Origin of the sequence: Silvania confinis, from assembly GCF_025564085.1 — a bacterium.
In the GTDB taxonomy this organism is placed as follows: domain Bacteria; phylum Pseudomonadota; class Gammaproteobacteria; order Enterobacterales; family Enterobacteriaceae; genus Enterobacter; species Enterobacter confinis.
Map to the genome: position 1 here is coordinate 144,057 of NZ_JAMGZJ010000074.1, position 16,224 is coordinate 160,280.

Annotated in this window: 14 protein-coding genes and 1 other annotated feature; of the genes, 11 read left to right on the top strand and 3 right to left on the bottom strand. The window is 56.3% G+C overall.

The annotated features are described in order from the left end of the window. The first annotated feature begins 25 nt into the window (after positions 1–25). Positions 26–679 (top strand): multidrug efflux transporter transcriptional repressor AcrR, encoded by a 654-nt coding sequence (acrR, locus tag M8013_RS10575; protein WP_271267759.1) that lies wholly within the window; start codon positions 26–28, stop codon positions 677–679. Positions 680–789: 110 nt separating this feature from the next. After that, positions 790–4,137, top strand: coding sequence for a mechanosensitive channel MscK (gene mscK / locus M8013_RS10580; RefSeq protein WP_271267760.1), 3,348 nt, complete (start codon positions 790–792; stop codon positions 4,135–4,137). Between the two features lie 8 nt (positions 4,138–4,145). Here mscK and rsmS read toward each other — a convergent pair whose 3' ends face one another. Both rsmS and priC read right to left on the bottom strand, forming a co-directional pair. Beyond that, entirely contained in the window at positions 4,146–4,307 is a 162-nt protein-coding gene (gene rsmS / locus M8013_RS10585) for a pleiotropic regulatory protein RsmS (protein ID WP_271267850.1), read from the bottom strand. A gap of 12 nt (positions 4,308–4,319) precedes the next feature. Next, complete coding sequence (gene priC / locus M8013_RS10590) at positions 4,320–4,847, bottom strand: primosomal replication protein N'' (protein WP_271267761.1); 528 nt, start codon at positions 4,845–4,847, stop codon at positions 4,320–4,322. A 50-nt stretch (positions 4,848–4,897) separates the two neighbouring features. On the opposite strand from priC, the gene M8013_RS10595 reads away from it, so the two are divergent. From M8013_RS10595 to M8013_RS10635, 9 genes are all read left to right on the top strand, one after another. After that, on the top strand, positions 4,898–5,275 hold the full coding sequence (locus M8013_RS10595; protein WP_271267762.1) for a DUF454 family protein: 378 nt from the start codon (positions 4,898–4,900) through the stop codon (positions 5,273–5,275). A gap of 152 nt (positions 5,276–5,427) precedes the next feature. Continuing rightward, the gene (gene apt, locus M8013_RS10600; protein WP_271267763.1) at positions 5,428–5,979 is read left to right on the top strand and encodes an adenine phosphoribosyltransferase; all 552 of its coding nucleotides are present in this window, start codon (positions 5,428–5,430) and stop codon (positions 5,977–5,979) included. A gap of 87 nt (positions 5,980–6,066) precedes the next feature. Further along, on the top strand, positions 6,067–8,001 hold the full coding sequence (dnaX, locus tag M8013_RS10605) for a DNA polymerase III subunit gamma/tau (protein ID WP_271267764.1): 1,935 nt from the start codon (positions 6,067–6,069) through the stop codon (positions 7,999–8,001). Continuing rightward, positions 7,331–7,395: a sequence feature (DnaX frameshifting element), on the top strand. It overlaps the preceding gene by 65 nt. A gap of 53 nt (positions 8,002–8,054) precedes the next feature. After that, positions 8,055–8,387 (top strand): YbaB/EbfC family nucleoid-associated protein, encoded by a 333-nt coding sequence (locus tag M8013_RS10610; RefSeq protein WP_271267765.1) that lies wholly within the window; start codon positions 8,055–8,057, stop codon positions 8,385–8,387. Next, a complete protein-coding gene (recR, locus tag M8013_RS10615) occupies positions 8,387–8,992 on the top strand; it encodes a recombination mediator RecR (protein ID WP_271267766.1) in 606 nt (201 codons plus the stop codon). Before M8013_RS10610 ends, recR begins: the two co-directional genes overlap by 1 nt. Positions 8,993–9,103: 111 nt before the next feature. Further along, a complete protein-coding gene (gene htpG / locus M8013_RS10620; RefSeq protein ID WP_271267767.1) occupies positions 9,104–10,978 on the top strand; it encodes a molecular chaperone HtpG in 1,875 nt (624 codons plus the stop codon). A 167-nt stretch (positions 10,979–11,145) separates the two neighbouring features. Beyond that, positions 11,146–11,790 carry an adenylate kinase gene (gene adk / locus M8013_RS10625; protein WP_271267768.1) on the top strand — a complete coding sequence of 215 codons (645 nt, stop codon included), beginning with the start codon at positions 11,146–11,148 and terminating at the stop codon, positions 11,788–11,790. 124 nt (positions 11,791–11,914) lie between these two features. Continuing rightward, complete coding sequence (gene hemH, locus M8013_RS10630; protein WP_271267769.1) at positions 11,915–12,877, top strand: ferrochelatase; 963 nt, start codon at positions 11,915–11,917, stop codon at positions 12,875–12,877. Positions 12,878–12,939: 62 nt separating this feature from the next. Further along, on the top strand, positions 12,940–14,244 hold the full coding sequence (locus M8013_RS10635; protein WP_271267770.1) for an inosine/guanosine kinase: 1,305 nt from the start codon (positions 12,940–12,942) through the stop codon (positions 14,242–14,244). 110 nt (positions 14,245–14,354) lie between these two features. Here M8013_RS10635 and ybaL read toward each other — a convergent pair whose 3' ends face one another. Further along, positions 14,355–16,031: a YbaL family putative K(+) efflux transporter gene (gene ybaL / locus M8013_RS10640; protein WP_271267771.1), complete on the bottom strand. Its 1,677-nt coding sequence runs from the start codon at positions 16,029–16,031 to the stop codon at positions 14,355–14,357. Between the last annotated feature and the right edge of the window lie 193 nt (positions 16,032–16,224).

Below are 16,224 nucleotides of genomic sequence, written 5' to 3' on the forward strand. Positions count from 1 at the left end.
CTGACTCCCGTAAATTCACTAACGTATGGCACGAAAAACCAAACAACAAGCACTTGAGACACGCCAGCACATTCTTGATGTTGCAATGCGCTTGTTTTCTCAACAGGGTGTTTCTTCTACCTCGCTGGCGCAGATTGCACAGGCTGCTGGCGTGACCCGCGGTGCGATTTATTGGCATTTCAAAAATAAGTCAGATTTATTTAGTGAAATTTGGGAGCTTTCAGAATCCAGTCTTGGGGATCTTGAGACTGAGTATCGGGCAAAATTCCCTGACGATCCACTCTCAGTTCTGAGAGAAATACTGGTCTATATCCTTGAGGCGACAGTTATTGAAGAACGCCGCCGTCTGATGATGGAGATCATATTCCACAAATGCGAGTTTGTCGGAGAGATGGCGATCGTGCAACAGGCACAGCGCAGTTTATGTCTTGAAAGTTACGATCGTATTGAACAGTCGTTGATGCACTGTATTAAAGCCCAAATGCTACCGGCCAATTTGCTCACCCGCCGCGCGGCGATCCTGATGCGCAGCTATATCTCCGGCATTATGGAAAACTGGCTTTTTGCCCCGCAGTCGTTCGATCTGCGGCGTGAAGCCCGCGACTATGTCGCCATCCTGATCGAAATGTATCAGCTCTGCCCAACCCTGCGCGCGCCGTCCGATTCCCCCCTTGCCTGATCGCCCAGGAATTATCCTGGAGCCAACAGTTGATGCTATTTTGCACCTGACCGCCGTGATATTCTTCACGCCGGTCTCTTTGGCATTCATCACACAAAATACTCATAACTATGTCGTACTACACACGCAAACAGCAGCCTTTATTTGCCTTTCTTTTTGTCCTTTTTCTCAGTTTTATGGCGGCACCCGCCGCGTTTGCCCGTGCTGAAAATGCCAATGACACGCCAACGCGTGCAGAAGTGCAAACCCAGCTCGATGCGCTGAGCAAACAAAAAGAACTTAATCCTCAGGATAAGCTGATTCAGCAGGACCTGACGGAGACGCTGGAAACGCTCGATAAACTTGAGCGAATCAAAGCCGAAACCACCCAGCTACGCCAGAAAGTCGCGCAGGCGCCCGAGGCTATGCGTAAGGCCGTTGACAGCCTGAACGCCCTTGGCGATGTGGATAACGACGTTGAAACGCGCAAGACGCTGGCGACGTTATCGTTACGTCAGCTCGAATCGCGCGTGACGCAATTGCTGGACGATCTGCAAAACGCCCAAAGCGATCTGGCGACCTATAATAGCCAGCTGGTCTCTCTGCAAACACAGCCCGAACGTGTGCAGAACGCGATGTACACTGCGTCTCAACAGCTACAGCAGATCCGCAACCGTCTGAATGGCATCTCTGCGGGCGAAGCCGCATTGCGCCCGACTCAGCAAACGCTCCTGCTGACTCAACAGCTACTGCTTAATGCCCAGATTGAACAGCAGCGTAAGAGCCTGGAAGGCAATACCGTCTTGCAGGATACCCTGCAAAAACAGCGCGATTACGTCACCGCTAATATCAACCGCCTTGAGCACCAGCTCCAGCTGCTGCAGGAAGCGGTGAACAGCAAACGCCTGACCCTGACGGAAAAAACCGCTCAGGAGGCGATCAACCCGGACGAAACCGCCCGCATTCAGGAAAATCCGCTGGTGAAGCAAGAGCTGGATATTAACCACCAGCTTAGCCAGCGTTTGATCTCGGCAACCGAAAACGGCAACACCCTGGTTCAGCAGAATATCAAAGTCAAAAACTGGCTGGATCGTGCCCTGCAGTCCGAGCGCAACATTAAAGAACAAATCGCGGTTCTGAAAGGCAGCCTGCTGCTGTCGCGTATCCTTTATCAACAGCAGCAGACCTTACCTTCTGCCGATGAGCTGGAGGATATGACTAACCGCATTGCGGATTTGCGTCTCGAGCAGTTTGAGGTTAACCAGCAGCGCGATGCGATGTTCCAGAGCGATGCTTTTGTGGCCAAAGTGGAAGAAGGGCACACCAGCGAGGTCAATGACGAAGTCCACGACGCGCTGTTGCAAGTGGTAGATATGCGCCGCGAGCTGCTGGATCAGCTGAACAAACAGCTTGGCAACCAGCTGATGATGGCGATCAATTTACAGATCAACCAACAGCAGCTGGTGAGCGTATCCAAAAGCTTGCAGGAGATCCTGACCCAGCAAATCTTCTGGGTAAACAGCAACAAACCAATGGACTGGGACTGGATTAAATCCTTCCCGGGCATGTTGAAAGACCAGATTAATGCGATGAAAATCACCGTTAACTGGGAAAAAGCTGGCCCGGCGGTGGCGATTGCCTTCCTGGCCGGTTTGCCGCTGTTGCTGATTGCCGGCCTAATCCGCTGGCGTCTCGGCTGGCTAAGAAAGTACCAGGAAAAGCTGGCGAACGAAGTGGGGCAACTGCGTAACGACAGTCAGCTTCATACCCCGAAAGCCATTCTTATCGATCTGATCCGCGCCTTACCGGTGTGCCTGCTGATTCTGGCGGCGGGGCTTATCCTGCTGACCATGCAGCTCAATATCAGCGACCTGCTGTGGGCCTTCAGTAAGAAGCTGGCGCTGTTCTGGTTGGTGTTTGGCCTGTGCTGGAAAGTGCTCGAGAAAGACGGCGTGGCGGTGAGCCACTTCAATATGCCTGCCCAACTGACCAGCCACTGGCGACGTCAGATTGTGCGCGTCAGTCTGGCCCTGTTACCGCTGCACTTCTGGTCGGTAGTGTCGGAACTCTCCCCGCTGCACCTGATGGACGATGTGTTGGGGCAAATTGTCATCCTGCTGAACCTGCTGTTGATAAGCGTGCTGATGTGGCCAATGTGCCGCGACAGCTGGCGTGATAAAGAGTCCCACGCCATCCGCCTGGCAACGGTCACTATCCTGTCAATTATTCCACTGGCGCTGATGATCCTGACCGCAACGGGCTATTTCTATACCACGTTACGCCTGTCGGGCCGCTGGATTGAAACCGTCTACCTGGTGATCATCTGGAACCTGCTGTACCAGACCGTGCTGCGCGGCCTGAGCGTGGCGGCCCGCCGTATTGCTTACCGTCGTGCGCTGGCCCGTCGGCAGAATATGGCGAAAGAGGGGGCTGAAGGCGCAGAGCCGCAGGAAGAACCGACTATCGCTCTGGAGCAGGTTAACCAGCAGACGCTGCGTATTACCATGCTGGTGATGGTCGCCCTGTTTGGCGTGCTGTTCTGGGCGATTTGGTCCGATCTGATCACTGTGTTTGCCTATCTCGACAGCATTACCCTGTGGCACTACAACAGCACCGAAGCGGGTGTGGCGGTGGTGAAAAACGTAACCATGGGCAGCCTGCTGTTTGCGCTGGTGTCATCGATGGTGGCCTGGGCGCTGATCCGCAACTTACCGGGCCTGCTGGAAGTGCTGGTGCTCTCGCGCCTGAACATGCGCCAGGGGGCTTCTTACGCCATTACGACTATCCTCAACTACGTGATCCTGGTAGCGGGCGCGATGATCGTCTTCGGTTCGCTCGGCGTCGCCTGGGATAAACTGCAGTGGCTGGCCGCGGCGTTGTCGGTCGGCCTCGGGTTTGGCTTGCAGGAGATCTTCGGTAACTTTGTCTCCGGTCTGATTATTCTGTTCGAACGTCCAGTGCGCATTGGCGATACCGTGACCATCGGGACCTTCTCGGGGACAGTCAGTAAGATCCGTATCCGTGCGACCACCATCACTGACTTCGATCGTAAAGAGGTGATCATCCCGAACAAAGCGTTCGTGACCGAACGCCTGATCAACTGGTCGCTCTCCGACACCATCACCCGCGTGGTGATCCGTCTCGGCGTGGCCTACGGGTCCGATCTGGATAAAGTGAAAAAAATCCTGCTGCAGGCGGCCAGTGAGCATCCGAAAGTGATGCACGATCCGGAACCGTCCGTGTTCTTCACGACGTTCGGCCCGAGCACACTGGATCATGAACTGCGTCTGTACGTGCGTGAGCTGCGCGATCGCAGCTACACGGTAGATGAACTGAACCGCACTATTGAGCGTCTGTGTCGTGAGAACAACATCAATATCGCCTTCAACCAGCTTGAAGTTCATCTGCGTAATGAGAAAGGCGACGAGCACACGGAAGTGAAACGTGAAGTGAAGGGCGACGATCCGACCCCGGCGTGAGACTTTCTTTAACCCTCTCCCTGATCGGGGGAGGGTAATTTCCCCTCAAAATCCCGCTTCACAATTTCCAGCGCTTTCAGCACCGTGTCGATCGGCAGTTCATGACTTTCCAGCAGCATAATTAAATCGACGGCCAGTTTGACCTCGTCCGGGGCATTTTCCAGTGACATCATGTTCTCCATTTAACGGGTCAGACGCGCAATCACGCGTTCAATATCATCCAGCGCTTTGCGACAGCGTGCAAGACGGCCGTCGAGGGCGGTAATTTCACGCATCAGCCGCTGCTGCTCTTCCAGCGTGTCGGCCTGGTCGAGTTTCATCTGGCGTTCATCTTTCATTTCACATAGCCGACGCTCAAATTCCTGGTGCTCCAGGCGCTTGCGTTGCCATTTTGTCGACCCCGCAGAGGGACTGTCCCAGAGACGTAGCGGCCAGGCAGCGATCTCCCGGTGCAGGGCGGCAATTTGCTCAGCCAGATGGGTCGCCAGCCAGACAACCTGCTCAGTCTGCGCCTTTTCTACCGCGTGGCGCAGTTCATCAAGATTGTGCTGGGCTTCATCCAGATACGCCTTCATGACGGTGCTGCGGGTGCGGAACAGCTGCCGGTCAAAACGCGGCTTCAGGGTTGCGTGCTGCATCAACGGGGCGGCCTGCGTGCGCAGATCCGTCAGCTGATTTTGCAGCGTCTGTAAAAGCAAGGCTGTTTTCAATCCGCTCTCCAGTGGTACAGTAGCCGTTCAGTTTGATAACGATTCGCATTATGCAGCGTACTATTTTAATCATCATTGGCTGGCTTGCGGTAGTGCTTGGCACGTTGGGCGTCGTTTTGCCCCTTCTGCCGACCACGCCCTTCATTCTATTGGCGGCGTGGTGCTTTGCCCGTTCGTCGCCGCGTTTTCACCACTGGCTGGTGCATCGCTCGTGGTTTGGCGGCTATTTGCGCCACTGGCAGCAGCACCGGGCCATGCCGCCTGGTGCCAAGCCGCGCGCTATTGCGCTGATCCTCGTGACCTTTGCCATCTCGTTATGGCTGGTCGACATCCTGTGGGTGCGGATCCTGCTGCTGGGGATCCTGAGTTGTCTGTTGATTTTCATGTGGCGGATCCCGGTCGTTGATGAAAAGCAACAAAAGTCATAATCCGTAGAATGGCTGTTGCAATTCTCGCGCGCAGCCAGTAAATTCGACCGTTTTCGAGCACGGGTGCCCCTGGTTAAAGGTTAAACAAATGTTACCTTGACCCTACCGTTATGCGCTCCGTGAGCAACACCGTTTTAATCAGGCATATACTTATGACCGCAACTGCGCAGCAGCTTGAATATATTAAAAACAGCATCAAAAGCATTCAGGATTATCCGAAGCCGGGTATCCTTTTCCGCGATGTCACCAGCTTACTGGAAGACCCGAAAGCCTATGCTCTCAGCATTGAACTGCTGGTTGAGCGTTTTAAGGATGCCGGGATCACCAAAGTGGTTGGCACCGAAGCACGTGGCTTCCTGTTTGGCGCGCCGGTCGCGCTGGCAATGGGCGTCGGTTTTGTCCCGGTGCGCAAGCCGCGTAAACTGCCGCGCGAAACTATCGCTGAAAGCTACGAACTGGAATACGGCACCGATCAGCTGGAGATCCACATCGATGCGATCCAGCCTAGCGATAAAGTGCTGGTGGTTGACGATCTGCTGGCAACGGGCGGCACCATCGAAGCCACCGTTAAGCTGATCCGTCGTCTCGGTGGTGAAGTGACCGACGCGGCCTTCATCATTAACCTGTTCGATCTGGGCGGCGAACAGCGTCTGGAAAAACAGGGCATCACCAGCTACAGCCTCGTGCCTTTCCCGGGACATTAATCCCCCTCCCACAACCTCGCCCAACGGGTGAGGTTGTGTTAGCATTACCCCCTGATTATCCACCTTCCAGCGTTGCAGAGCCCGCCCATGAGTTATCAGGTGTTAGCCCGAAAATGGCGACCTCAAACCTTTGCTGACGTTGTCGGCCAGGAACATGTGCTGACCGCCCTGGCGAACGGCTTATCGCTAGGACGTATCCATCACGCTTATCTTTTTTCCGGCACCCGTGGCGTCGGTAAAACCTCTATTGCCCGTTTGCTGGCAAAAGGCCTTAACTGCGAAAGCGGGATCACCGCAACGCCGTGCGGCGTTTGTGACAACTGCCGTGAAATCGAGCAGGGGCGCTTTGTTGATCTGATTGAGATCGATGCCGCCTCGCGCACCAAAGTCGAAGATACCCGCGATCTGCTGGATAACGTCCAGTACGCGCCGGCGCGCGGCCGCTTCAAGGTCTATCTGATCGACGAAGTGCATATGCTGTCCCGTCACAGCTTTAACGCCCTGCTGAAAACGCTGGAAGAGCCGCCCGCGCACGTTAAATTCCTGCTGGCGACGACCGATCCGCAAAAGCTGCCGGTCACCATTTTATCCCGCTGCCTGCAGTTCCATCTGAAGGCACTGGACGTCGGGCAGATCCGCGATCAGCTCGAGCATATTCTTGATGAAGAGCAGGTGACGCACGAGCCGCGTGCCCTGCAGCTGCTGGCCCGCGCGGCCGACGGCAGCCTGCGCGACGCGCTCAGCCTCACCGATCAGGCGATTGCCAGCGGTGACGGTGTACTTTCAAGGCTTGCGGTGAGCACCATGCTCGGCACGCTGGACGACGATCAGGCGCTGTCGCTGATTGAAGCCGTGGTCGAGGCTAATGGCGAACGCGTCATGACTCTGGTGGATGCTGCGGCCTCACGCGGCATCGAGTGGGAAGCCCTGCTGGTCGAGATGCTCAGCCTGCTGCACCGCATCGCGATGGTCCAGCTCTCTCCGGCAGCCCTCGGCTCGGATATGGCCGCCATTGAACAGCGGATGCGCGAACTGGCGAGAACCATTCCGCCAACGGATGTTCAGCTTTACTATCAAACCTTATTGATTGGCCGCAAAGAGCTGCCGTTTGCACCGGATCGCCGCATGGGCGTTGAAATGGCCCTGCTGCGCGCGCTGGCGTTCCACCCGCGGATGCCGCTGCCTGAACCAGAGGTTCAACCGCCGTCATTCGCTCCGGTGGCCCCTACCGCTGTGTTGACGCCAACGCAGGTGCCCGCGCAGCAGAGTGCGCCGCCGCCGCCGCGTCACGAGGTGCCGCTGTCGGATGCCACCAGCCAGGTGCTCGCCGCCCGCAATCAGCTTCAGCGTGCGCAGGGAGCCCCCAAGCCAAAAAAGAGTGAACCGGCAGCGCCAGGCAGAGCGCGGCCGGTAAATAACGCTGCGCTTGAACGTCTGGCATCGATCTCGGATCGCGTTCAGTCGCGTGCTGCGACAAGCACTCCAGAATCACAACCTCCGGCGAAGAAAGAAGCGTATCGCTGGAAATCCACCGCTCCGACCGAAGCGGTCAAGGTGGAAGTTGCCACGCCGAAGGCGCTGAAAAAAGCGCTGGAGCATGAGAAGACACCGGAGCTGTCCGCTAAGCTTGCCGAAGAGTCACTGGAACGTGACGCCTGGGCCGCTGAGGTCAGCCAGCTTAAGCTTCCTAAGCTGGTGGAACAGGTTGCGCTGAACGCCTGGTGTGAGCAGCAGGGCAGTCAGCTGTGCCTGCATCTGCGGTCGAGCCTGCGCCACCTGAATTCGGCGAGCGCGCAGCAGGTGCTGATCGAGGCACTCGGTACCTTACGGGGTGCGCCGGTTGAATTGACTATCATTGAAGATGATAATCCGGCGGTGCGAACGCCGCTGGAGTGGCGTCAGGCCATCTATGAAGAGAAGCTCGCGCAGGCGCGTGAGTCCATTATCGCGGATAATAACATTCAGACCCTGCAGCGTTATTTTGATGCAGATCTGGATGAAGAGAGTATTCGCCCCATTTGATCGTGAGTCTGACTTACGGTTGTTGTCTGTAACGTGACTGAAGAGAGAAGCCTATGTTTGGTGGTAAAGGCGGTCTGGGTAACCTGATGAAGCAGGCCCAGCAGATGCAAGACAAGATGCAGAAGATGCAGGAAGAGATCGCGCAGCTGGAAGTGACTGGCGAATCGGGCGCAGGTCTGGTTAAAGTGACCATCAACGGCGCGCATAACTGCCGTCGCGTAGAGATCGACCCAAGCTTGTTCGAAGACGACAAAGACATGCTGGAAGATCTGGTTGCTGCGGCATTTAACGATGCTGCACGTCGTATCGACGAAACGCAAAAAGAGAAAATGGCGTCTGTATCCTCTGGAATGCAGCTGCCACCGGGCTTTAAGATGCCGTTCTGATGCAAACCAGTCCGCTGCTCACGCAGCTAATGGAAGCGCTACGCTGCCTGCCGGGCGTGGGTCCGAAGTCGGCGCAGCGCATGGCGTTTACCCTGTTGCAGCGCGATCGCAGCGGCGGAATGCGCCTGGCGCAGGCATTGACTCGCGCCATGTCGGAAATAGGTCACTGCGCCGATTGCCGTACTTTTACCGAGCAGGACGTGTGCAACATCTGCGCCAATCCGCGTCGTCAGGAAAACGGTCAGATTTGCGTGGTGGAGAGTCCCGCGGACATCTACGCCATCGAACAGACCGGGCAGTTTTCTGGCCGCTATTTTGTGCTGATGGGCCATCTTTCGCCGCTGGACGGAATTGGCCCGGATGACATCGGTCTTGACCGGCTGGAGCAGCGTCTGGAAGCGGAGACGCTCACCGAGGTGATCCTCGCCACCAACCCGACGGTAGAAGGGGAGGCGACGGCCAACTATATTGGTGAGCTGTGTGCACAGTATGGCGTCGTTGCCAGCCGAATCGCGCATGGCGTTCCGGTCGGCGGCGAGCTGGAAATGGTCGACGGCACCACGCTGTCGCACTCGTTGGCAGGGCGTCACAAGCTTATTTTCTGAACAAACGGAGGCTGCGTTCGTGGCCTCCGCTTGAAAAGTTTCCTGTTTATCCCCATCTCTCCCTCAACGCTTTTAAACCCCATTAAATGGCATTGTTGAGGTCGACTTAGTATGAAAGGACAAGAAACCCGCGGTTTCCAGTCAGAAGTAAAACAACTTCTGCACCTGATGATCCATTCTCTTTATTCCAATAAAGAAATCTTCCTGCGTGAGCTTATCTCTAACGCCTCCGATGCGGCGGATAAGCTGCGTTTCCGTGCGCTCTCGAAGCCAGAGCTGTACGAAGGTGACGGCGAGTTGCGCGTGCGCGTCTCTTTTGACAAAGAGAACCGCACCCTGACCATCGCCGATAACGGCATCGGGATGACCCGTGATGAGGTCATTGACCATCTCGGGACTATCGCCAAATCCGGCACCAAAGCGTTCCTGCAATCTATGGGTTCCGATCAGGCAAAAGACAGCCAGTTGATTGGCCAGTTCGGTGTCGGCTTCTACTCCGCGTTCATCGTGGCGGATAAAGTCACCGTACGTACCCGCGCTGCGGGTGAAGACGCTGAAAGCGGCGTGTTCTGGGAATCGCACGGTGAAGGTGAATATACCGTTGCCGACATCACCAAAGCGGATCGCGGCACCGAGATCACCTTGCACCTGCGCGAAGGGGAAGACGATTTCCTCAACGACTGGCGTGTGCGCTCCATCATCAGCAAATATTCTGACCATATCGCACTGCCGGTCGAGATTGAAAAGCAGGAAGAGCAGGACGGTGAAACCGTGCTCTCCTGGGAGAAAATCAACAAGGCGCAGGCGCTGTGGACGCGTAACAAGTCTGAAATTAAAGACGACGAGTACAACGAGTTCTATAAGCACATTGCCCACGACTTTACCGATCCGCTGACCTGGAGCCACAACCGCGTGGAAGGGAAGCAGGAGTACACCAGCCTGCTGTACATCCCGGCACAGGCACCGTTTGACATGTGGAACCGCGATCACAAGCACGGCTTGAAGCTGTACGTGCAGCGCGTGTTCATCATGGACGAAGCCGAGCAGTTCATGCCGAACTACCTGCGCTTTGTGCGGGGTCTGATAGATTCCAACGACCTGCCGCTGAACGTCTCCCGTGAGATCCTGCAGGACAGCACGGTTACCCGCAATCTGCGTACTGCCCTGAGCAAACGTGCGCTGCAGATGCTGGATAAGCTGGCGAAAGACAGCGCCGAAAAATACCTGACCTTCTGGAAACAGTTTGGTCTGGCGCTGAAAGAGGGCCCGGCGGAGGATTCAGCCAACGTTGAAGCCATTGCTAAGCTGCTGCGCTTTGCCTCCACGCACACCGACTCTGCCGAGCAGACCGTGTCGCTGGAAGACTATATCGCCCGCATGAAAGAAGGGCAGGAGAAGATCTACTACATCACCGCAGACAGCTATGCTGCGGCGAAGAGCAGCCCGCATCTGGAACTGCTGCGTAAGAAAGGCATCGAAGTGCTGCTGCTTTCCGATCGCATTGATGAGTGGATGATGAACTACCTGACCGAGTTCAGCGGCAAGTCATTCCAGTCTGTGGCGAAAGCGGATGAATCGATCGACAAGCTGGCGGATGAAGTGGACGAAACCGCGAAAGAAGCGGAAAAAGCCCTCGAGCCGTTCGTTGAGCGCGTGAAAACCCATCTGGGCGATCGCGTGAAAGAGGTGCGTTTCACCCACCGTCTGACCGACACGCCCGCTATCGTGACCACCGATTCTGACGAAATGGGCACCCAGATGGCGAAGCTGTTCGCGGCTGCAGGCCAGAGCGTACCGGAAGTGAAGTACATCTTTGAGCTGAACCCGGATCACGCCCTGGTAAAACGCGCGGCAGAAACCGACGACGACGCTCGCTTCGCCGAGTGGGTTGAGCTGCTGCTGGATCAATCCCTGCTGGCCGAGCGCGGCACGCTGGAAGATCCAAACCAGTTTATTAAGCGCGTTAACGCGCTGCTGCTAGCGTAATCACTCCAGTCAGCCCTCTCTTTGCGAGAGGGCTGCAAATCGCCCCTTCTAATATATTCCCCTCATTAACCGTTTCAGCCTCCCCACCTTTCTTGAGCCATTTCCGTCTTGATGGTATTGTTTAGCGCTTTTGAAAAATTGAAACAACTTTTGAGGGGATTTTCGCAATGCGTATTATTCTGCTTGGCGCTCCGGGCGCGGGTAAAGGAACTCAGGCTCAGTTCATCATGGAGAAATACGGTATTCCGCAAATCTCTACGGGTGACATGCTGCGTGCCGCTGTTAAATCTGGCTCCGAGCTGGGCAAACAGGCCAAAGACATCATGGACGCCGGCAAACTGGTGACGGATGAGCTGGTGATCGCACTGGTTAAAGAACGCATTACTCAGGAAGATTGCCGCAACGGTTTCCTGTTGGACGGCTTCCCGCGCACTATTCCGCAGGCTGACGCCATGAAAGAAGCCGGCATCAACGTTGATTACGTGCTGGAGTTCGCCGTACCGGATGAGCTGATCGTTGATCGCATCATTGGTCGTCGCGTACACGCCGCTTCTGGCCGCGTGTACCACATCAAATTCAACCCGCCGAAGGTTGAAGGTAAAGACGACGTGACCGGCGACGAGCTGTCCACGCGTAAAGACGATCAGGAAGAGACCGTGCGTAAGCGCCTGGTGGAATACCATCAGATGACCGCGCCGCTGATCGGCTACTACTCGAAAGAAGCGCAGGCGGGTAACACCCAGTACGCAAAAGTCGACGGCACCAGGCCCGTCGCTGAAGTCCGTGCAGAGCTGGAAAAAATCCTCGGCTAATCGCACCTCTCTCACCCGGTTTTCCGGGTGAGAACATTTCTCATTTCCCCTTTCGCTGCAATTGGTTCCGTTTACGCGCTTTTCAGATACAATTATCAGCCAGTCAAATGGTTATGAGGCGTGAATGAGTCAGGCGAAAACCGGCATCCTGCTTGCCAATTTAGGTACCCCCGAAGCCCCCACCTCCGCAGCGGTCAGCCGTTATCTGCGTCAGTTTCTGAGTGACACGCGCGTTGTGGACACGCCGCGTCTGCTGTGGTGGCCCCTGCTGCGTGGCGTTATTCTGCCGATCCGTTCTCCGCGTGTGGCAAAACTGTATCAGTCGGTCTGGATGGACGAAGGCTCGCCGCTGCTGGTCTTTAGCCGTCGTCAGGAGAAGGCGCTGGCTGCCCGACTGCCGGATACGCCCGTCGTGCTGGGTATGAGCTACGGTAAACCGTCGCTGGGAAGTGCCGTTGATGAGTTGCTGGCGCAGGGTGTTGACCACATCGTGGTACTGGCGCTTTATCCGCAATACTCCTGCTCCACGGTGGCCGCCGTTTGGGACGAGTTGGGGCGCATTCTGGCGACCCGCCGCAGTATTCCAGGCGTGACCTTTATTCGCGACTATGCGGATAACGACATGTATATCAATGCCCTCGCCAGCAGCGCACGCGCATCGTTTGCGAAACACGGCGAGCCGGATCTGCTCCTGCTCTCCTATCACGGTATTCCGCAACGCTTTGCCGATGAAGGTGATGACTATCCCCAGCGCTGTCGCGATACCACCCGCGAGCTGGTTTCCGCGCTGGGCCTGCCGCCTGAGAAGGTCATGATGACCTTCCAGTCGCGCTTTGGCCGTGAGCCGTGGCTGACCCCTTATACCGACGAAACCCTCAAAATGTTGGGCGAGAAGGGCGTGAAGCATATCCAGGTGATGTCGCCAGGATTTGCGGCAGACTGTCTGGAAACGCTGGAAGAGATTGCGGTGCAAAACCGGGAATTCTTCCTTGAAGCAGGCGGGACAAAGTATGAGTACATTCCGGCCCTGAACGACGATCCTGAACATATCGAGATGATGGTGTCGCTGGTGACCAACAGCCGCTAATCGCACTCCGGGCCGGGTTTGTGCTACCATTTCCGGCCCATCCGTTACTCGTAGCCCAGAACATGAAATTTCCCGGTAAACGCAAGTCTAAACACTACTTTCCCGTTAACGCCCGCGATCCGCTGTTGCAACAAATTCAGCCGGAGAATGAGTCCAACGCCGCCTGGGTGGTGGGTATCGATCAGACGCTGGTGGATATTGAAGCAAAAGTGGACGATGCGTTTGTCGCACGTTATGGCCTGAGCGCCGGGCACTCTCTGGTGATTGAAGATGATGTGGCGGAAGCGCTGTATCAGGAGCTGGTGCGTGACAGCCTGATCACCCATCAGTTTGCCGGTGGCACCATCGGTAACACCATGCACAACTACTCTGTACTGGCGGATGACCGCTCGGTGCTGCTGGGCGTCATGTGCAGCAACATCGAAATTGGCGGTTATGCCTACCGTTATCTGTGCAACACCTCCAGCCGTACGGATCTGAACTACCTGCAGGGCGTAGACGGGGCGATTGGCCGCTGCTTTACGCTGATCAGCGATTCCGGCGAGCGTACCTTCGCCATCAGCCCTGGCCACATGAACAAGCTGCGCGCCGAGAGCATTCCGGAAGAGGTGATTGCCGGGGCCTCTGCGCTGGTGCTGACTTCCTATCTGGTGCGCTGTAAGCCGGGCGAGCCGATGCCAGAAGCGACCATGAAGGCGGTGGAGTACGCGAAGAAATACAACGTGCCGGTGGTGCTGACGCTGGGAACGAAATTCGTGATCGCCGATAACCCCGAGTGGTGGCAGGCATTCCTGAAAGAGCACGTCTCGATTCTGGCGATGAACGAAGAAGAGGCCGAAGCCCTGACCGGGGAGAGCGATCCGCTGCTGGCCTCTGATAAAGCGCTGGACTGGGTTGATCTGGTACTGTGCACCGCCGGGCCGGTAGGCTTATATATGGCGGGCTTTACCGAAGAAGGCTCCAAACGTAAAACCCAGCATCCGCTTCTGCCGGGGGCCATCGCCGAGTTCAACCAGTTTGAGTTCAGCCGCGCGATGCGCCACAAAGATTGTCAGAACCCGCTGCGCATCTTCTCTCACATCGCCCCGTATATGGGTGGGCCAGAGAAGATCATGAACACCAACGGCGCAGGCGACGGCGCGTTGGCGGCATTGCTGCACGATATTACTGCTAATGCATTCCACCGCACCAACGTGCCCAATTCCAGCAAACACGCCTATACCTGGTTGACCTACTCGTCGCTGGCGCAGGTGTGCAAGTATGCTAACCGCGTGAGTTATCAGGTGCTGAACCAGCATTCACCGCGCTTAACGCGTGGTCTGCCGGAAAGGGAAGATAGCCTGGAAGAGTCGTACTGGGAGAGGTAAAAGCAAAACGACAACCTCTGGTTGTCGTTTTTAGTGTTTATTCCCTCTCCCCGTGGGAGAGGGCCAGGGCCAGGGCCAGGGCCAGGGTAAGGGCATCTGGCCGCAGAAATTTACCCCGTTACTGCCTCTTCTACCGGCGGTTTCTCCAGCAGCGACAGCATCGTATTAGCAATTTCGCGCTCGCCCATCACCACCTGATTGGCACCGCGCTCAATAATGTATTCCACTTCATCGTCATAATGCGCCCGGGCGATAATCTCCAGGTGCGGGAATCTTTCGCGGGCTGAAACCACAATCTCACCGGCTTCATAGCCGTTGGGGATGGTCAGCAGCAGCCAGCGCGCGCAGTTGAGGTGCGCCAGATCCATAATCTCTTCATTTGCCGCGTTACCCAGCACCGCGCGCACGCCGCGCTCACGCAGCTCGTCCACGCGGGTGCGGGACGTTTCAATGACGACCAGCGGAATGCCCTGCGCCATGAGCTTCTCACCCAGCAGGCTACCGACGCGGCCAAACCCGACGAGCAGCGCATGGTTGCAAATATCCACCGGGATCTGCTTCTCTTCCTCGATCGCCTCTTCCAGAGTCTGCTCTTCGAGGGTTTCAGTTTTATCGAGGTATTTCTCCAGCAGCGCGAACAGCACCGGATTGAGCATAATTGAGAGGATCGCCCCCGCCAGCACCAGGTTTTGTCCCGCCTGCGGCAGCAGGTTCAGCGCCATCCCCAGTCCGGCGAGGATAAAGGCAAATTCACCAATCTGGGCGAGGCTGGCGGCGATGGTCAGCGCGGTACGCGGCGAGTGGCCGAACATACGCACCAGGAAAAAGGCCGCAACGGACTTACCAAAAATGATGATCGCCAACGTACCGAGCACGGCCAGCGGTTGGTCAATCAGCACCAGCGGATCGAACAGCATCCCGACGGAGACAAAGAACAGCACCGCAAAAGCGTCGCGCAGCGGCAGGGTATCGTGCGCGGCACGGTGGCTAAGCTCAGATTCGTTCAGCACCATCCCGGCAAAGAAGGCACCCAGGGCAAAGGAAACATCAAACAGTTCGACAGCGCCAAAGGCGATGCCCAGCGCCAGGGCCAGCACCGCAAGGGTAAACAGCTCGCGCGAACCGGTAGCCGCGCTACGGGAGAGGATCCACGGCACCAGGCGACGACCAACCAGCATCATAATGGCGATAAACGCCACCACCTTGCCGATTGTAATGCCCATATCCAGCGCCAGCGTGGCAAAGCCGACGTTGTCTTTTTCGAGCATACCGGCGATAGCGGGCAGCAATACCAGGGTGAGCACCATCACCAGGTCTTCGACAATCAGCCAGCCAATGGCAATCTGCCCGCGCTGGCTGTCTATCAGTTGCCGCTCTTCAAGCGCGCGCAGCAGCACCACGGTACTGGCGGTGGAGAGACACAGCCCGAACACAATGCCGGTCATCAGCGGCCAGCCCAGCATGGAGGAAAGCGCCATACCCAGTAACGTCGCCACAGCTATCTGGGCGATGGCACCGGGAATGGCGATGGCCTTTACCGCCATCAAATCCTTCAGGGAGAAATGCAAACCGACGCCGAACATCAGCAGGATCACGCCAAGTTCCGCCAGTTCAGGGGCAAGTTTGGTATCAGCAACGAAACCCGGGGTAAACGGACCGGCCAGCACACCCGCTAATAAATAGCCCACCAGAGGGGAAATACGCAGTTTGTTGGCAAGCATGCCGAGTATAAAGGCGAGAACAAGTCCACCGACAATGGTGGTGATAAGCGGTGTGGCGTGATGCATTCCGTCTCCTTTCGCTGCTGTGTTGATCCGTTTTGGTTATAAAACCAAAAAGCCGAGTAATAGTTTATGACAAATCTAATGATTATGTTTATGAATAATTGTTGAATTTTGAAGAAAACAGCAATAAGCGTTAAACGGAAGGAGAACAGGACGATTTTTCAGGAAGGGGGTCAGGTAAGGCTTATGGCAGAAG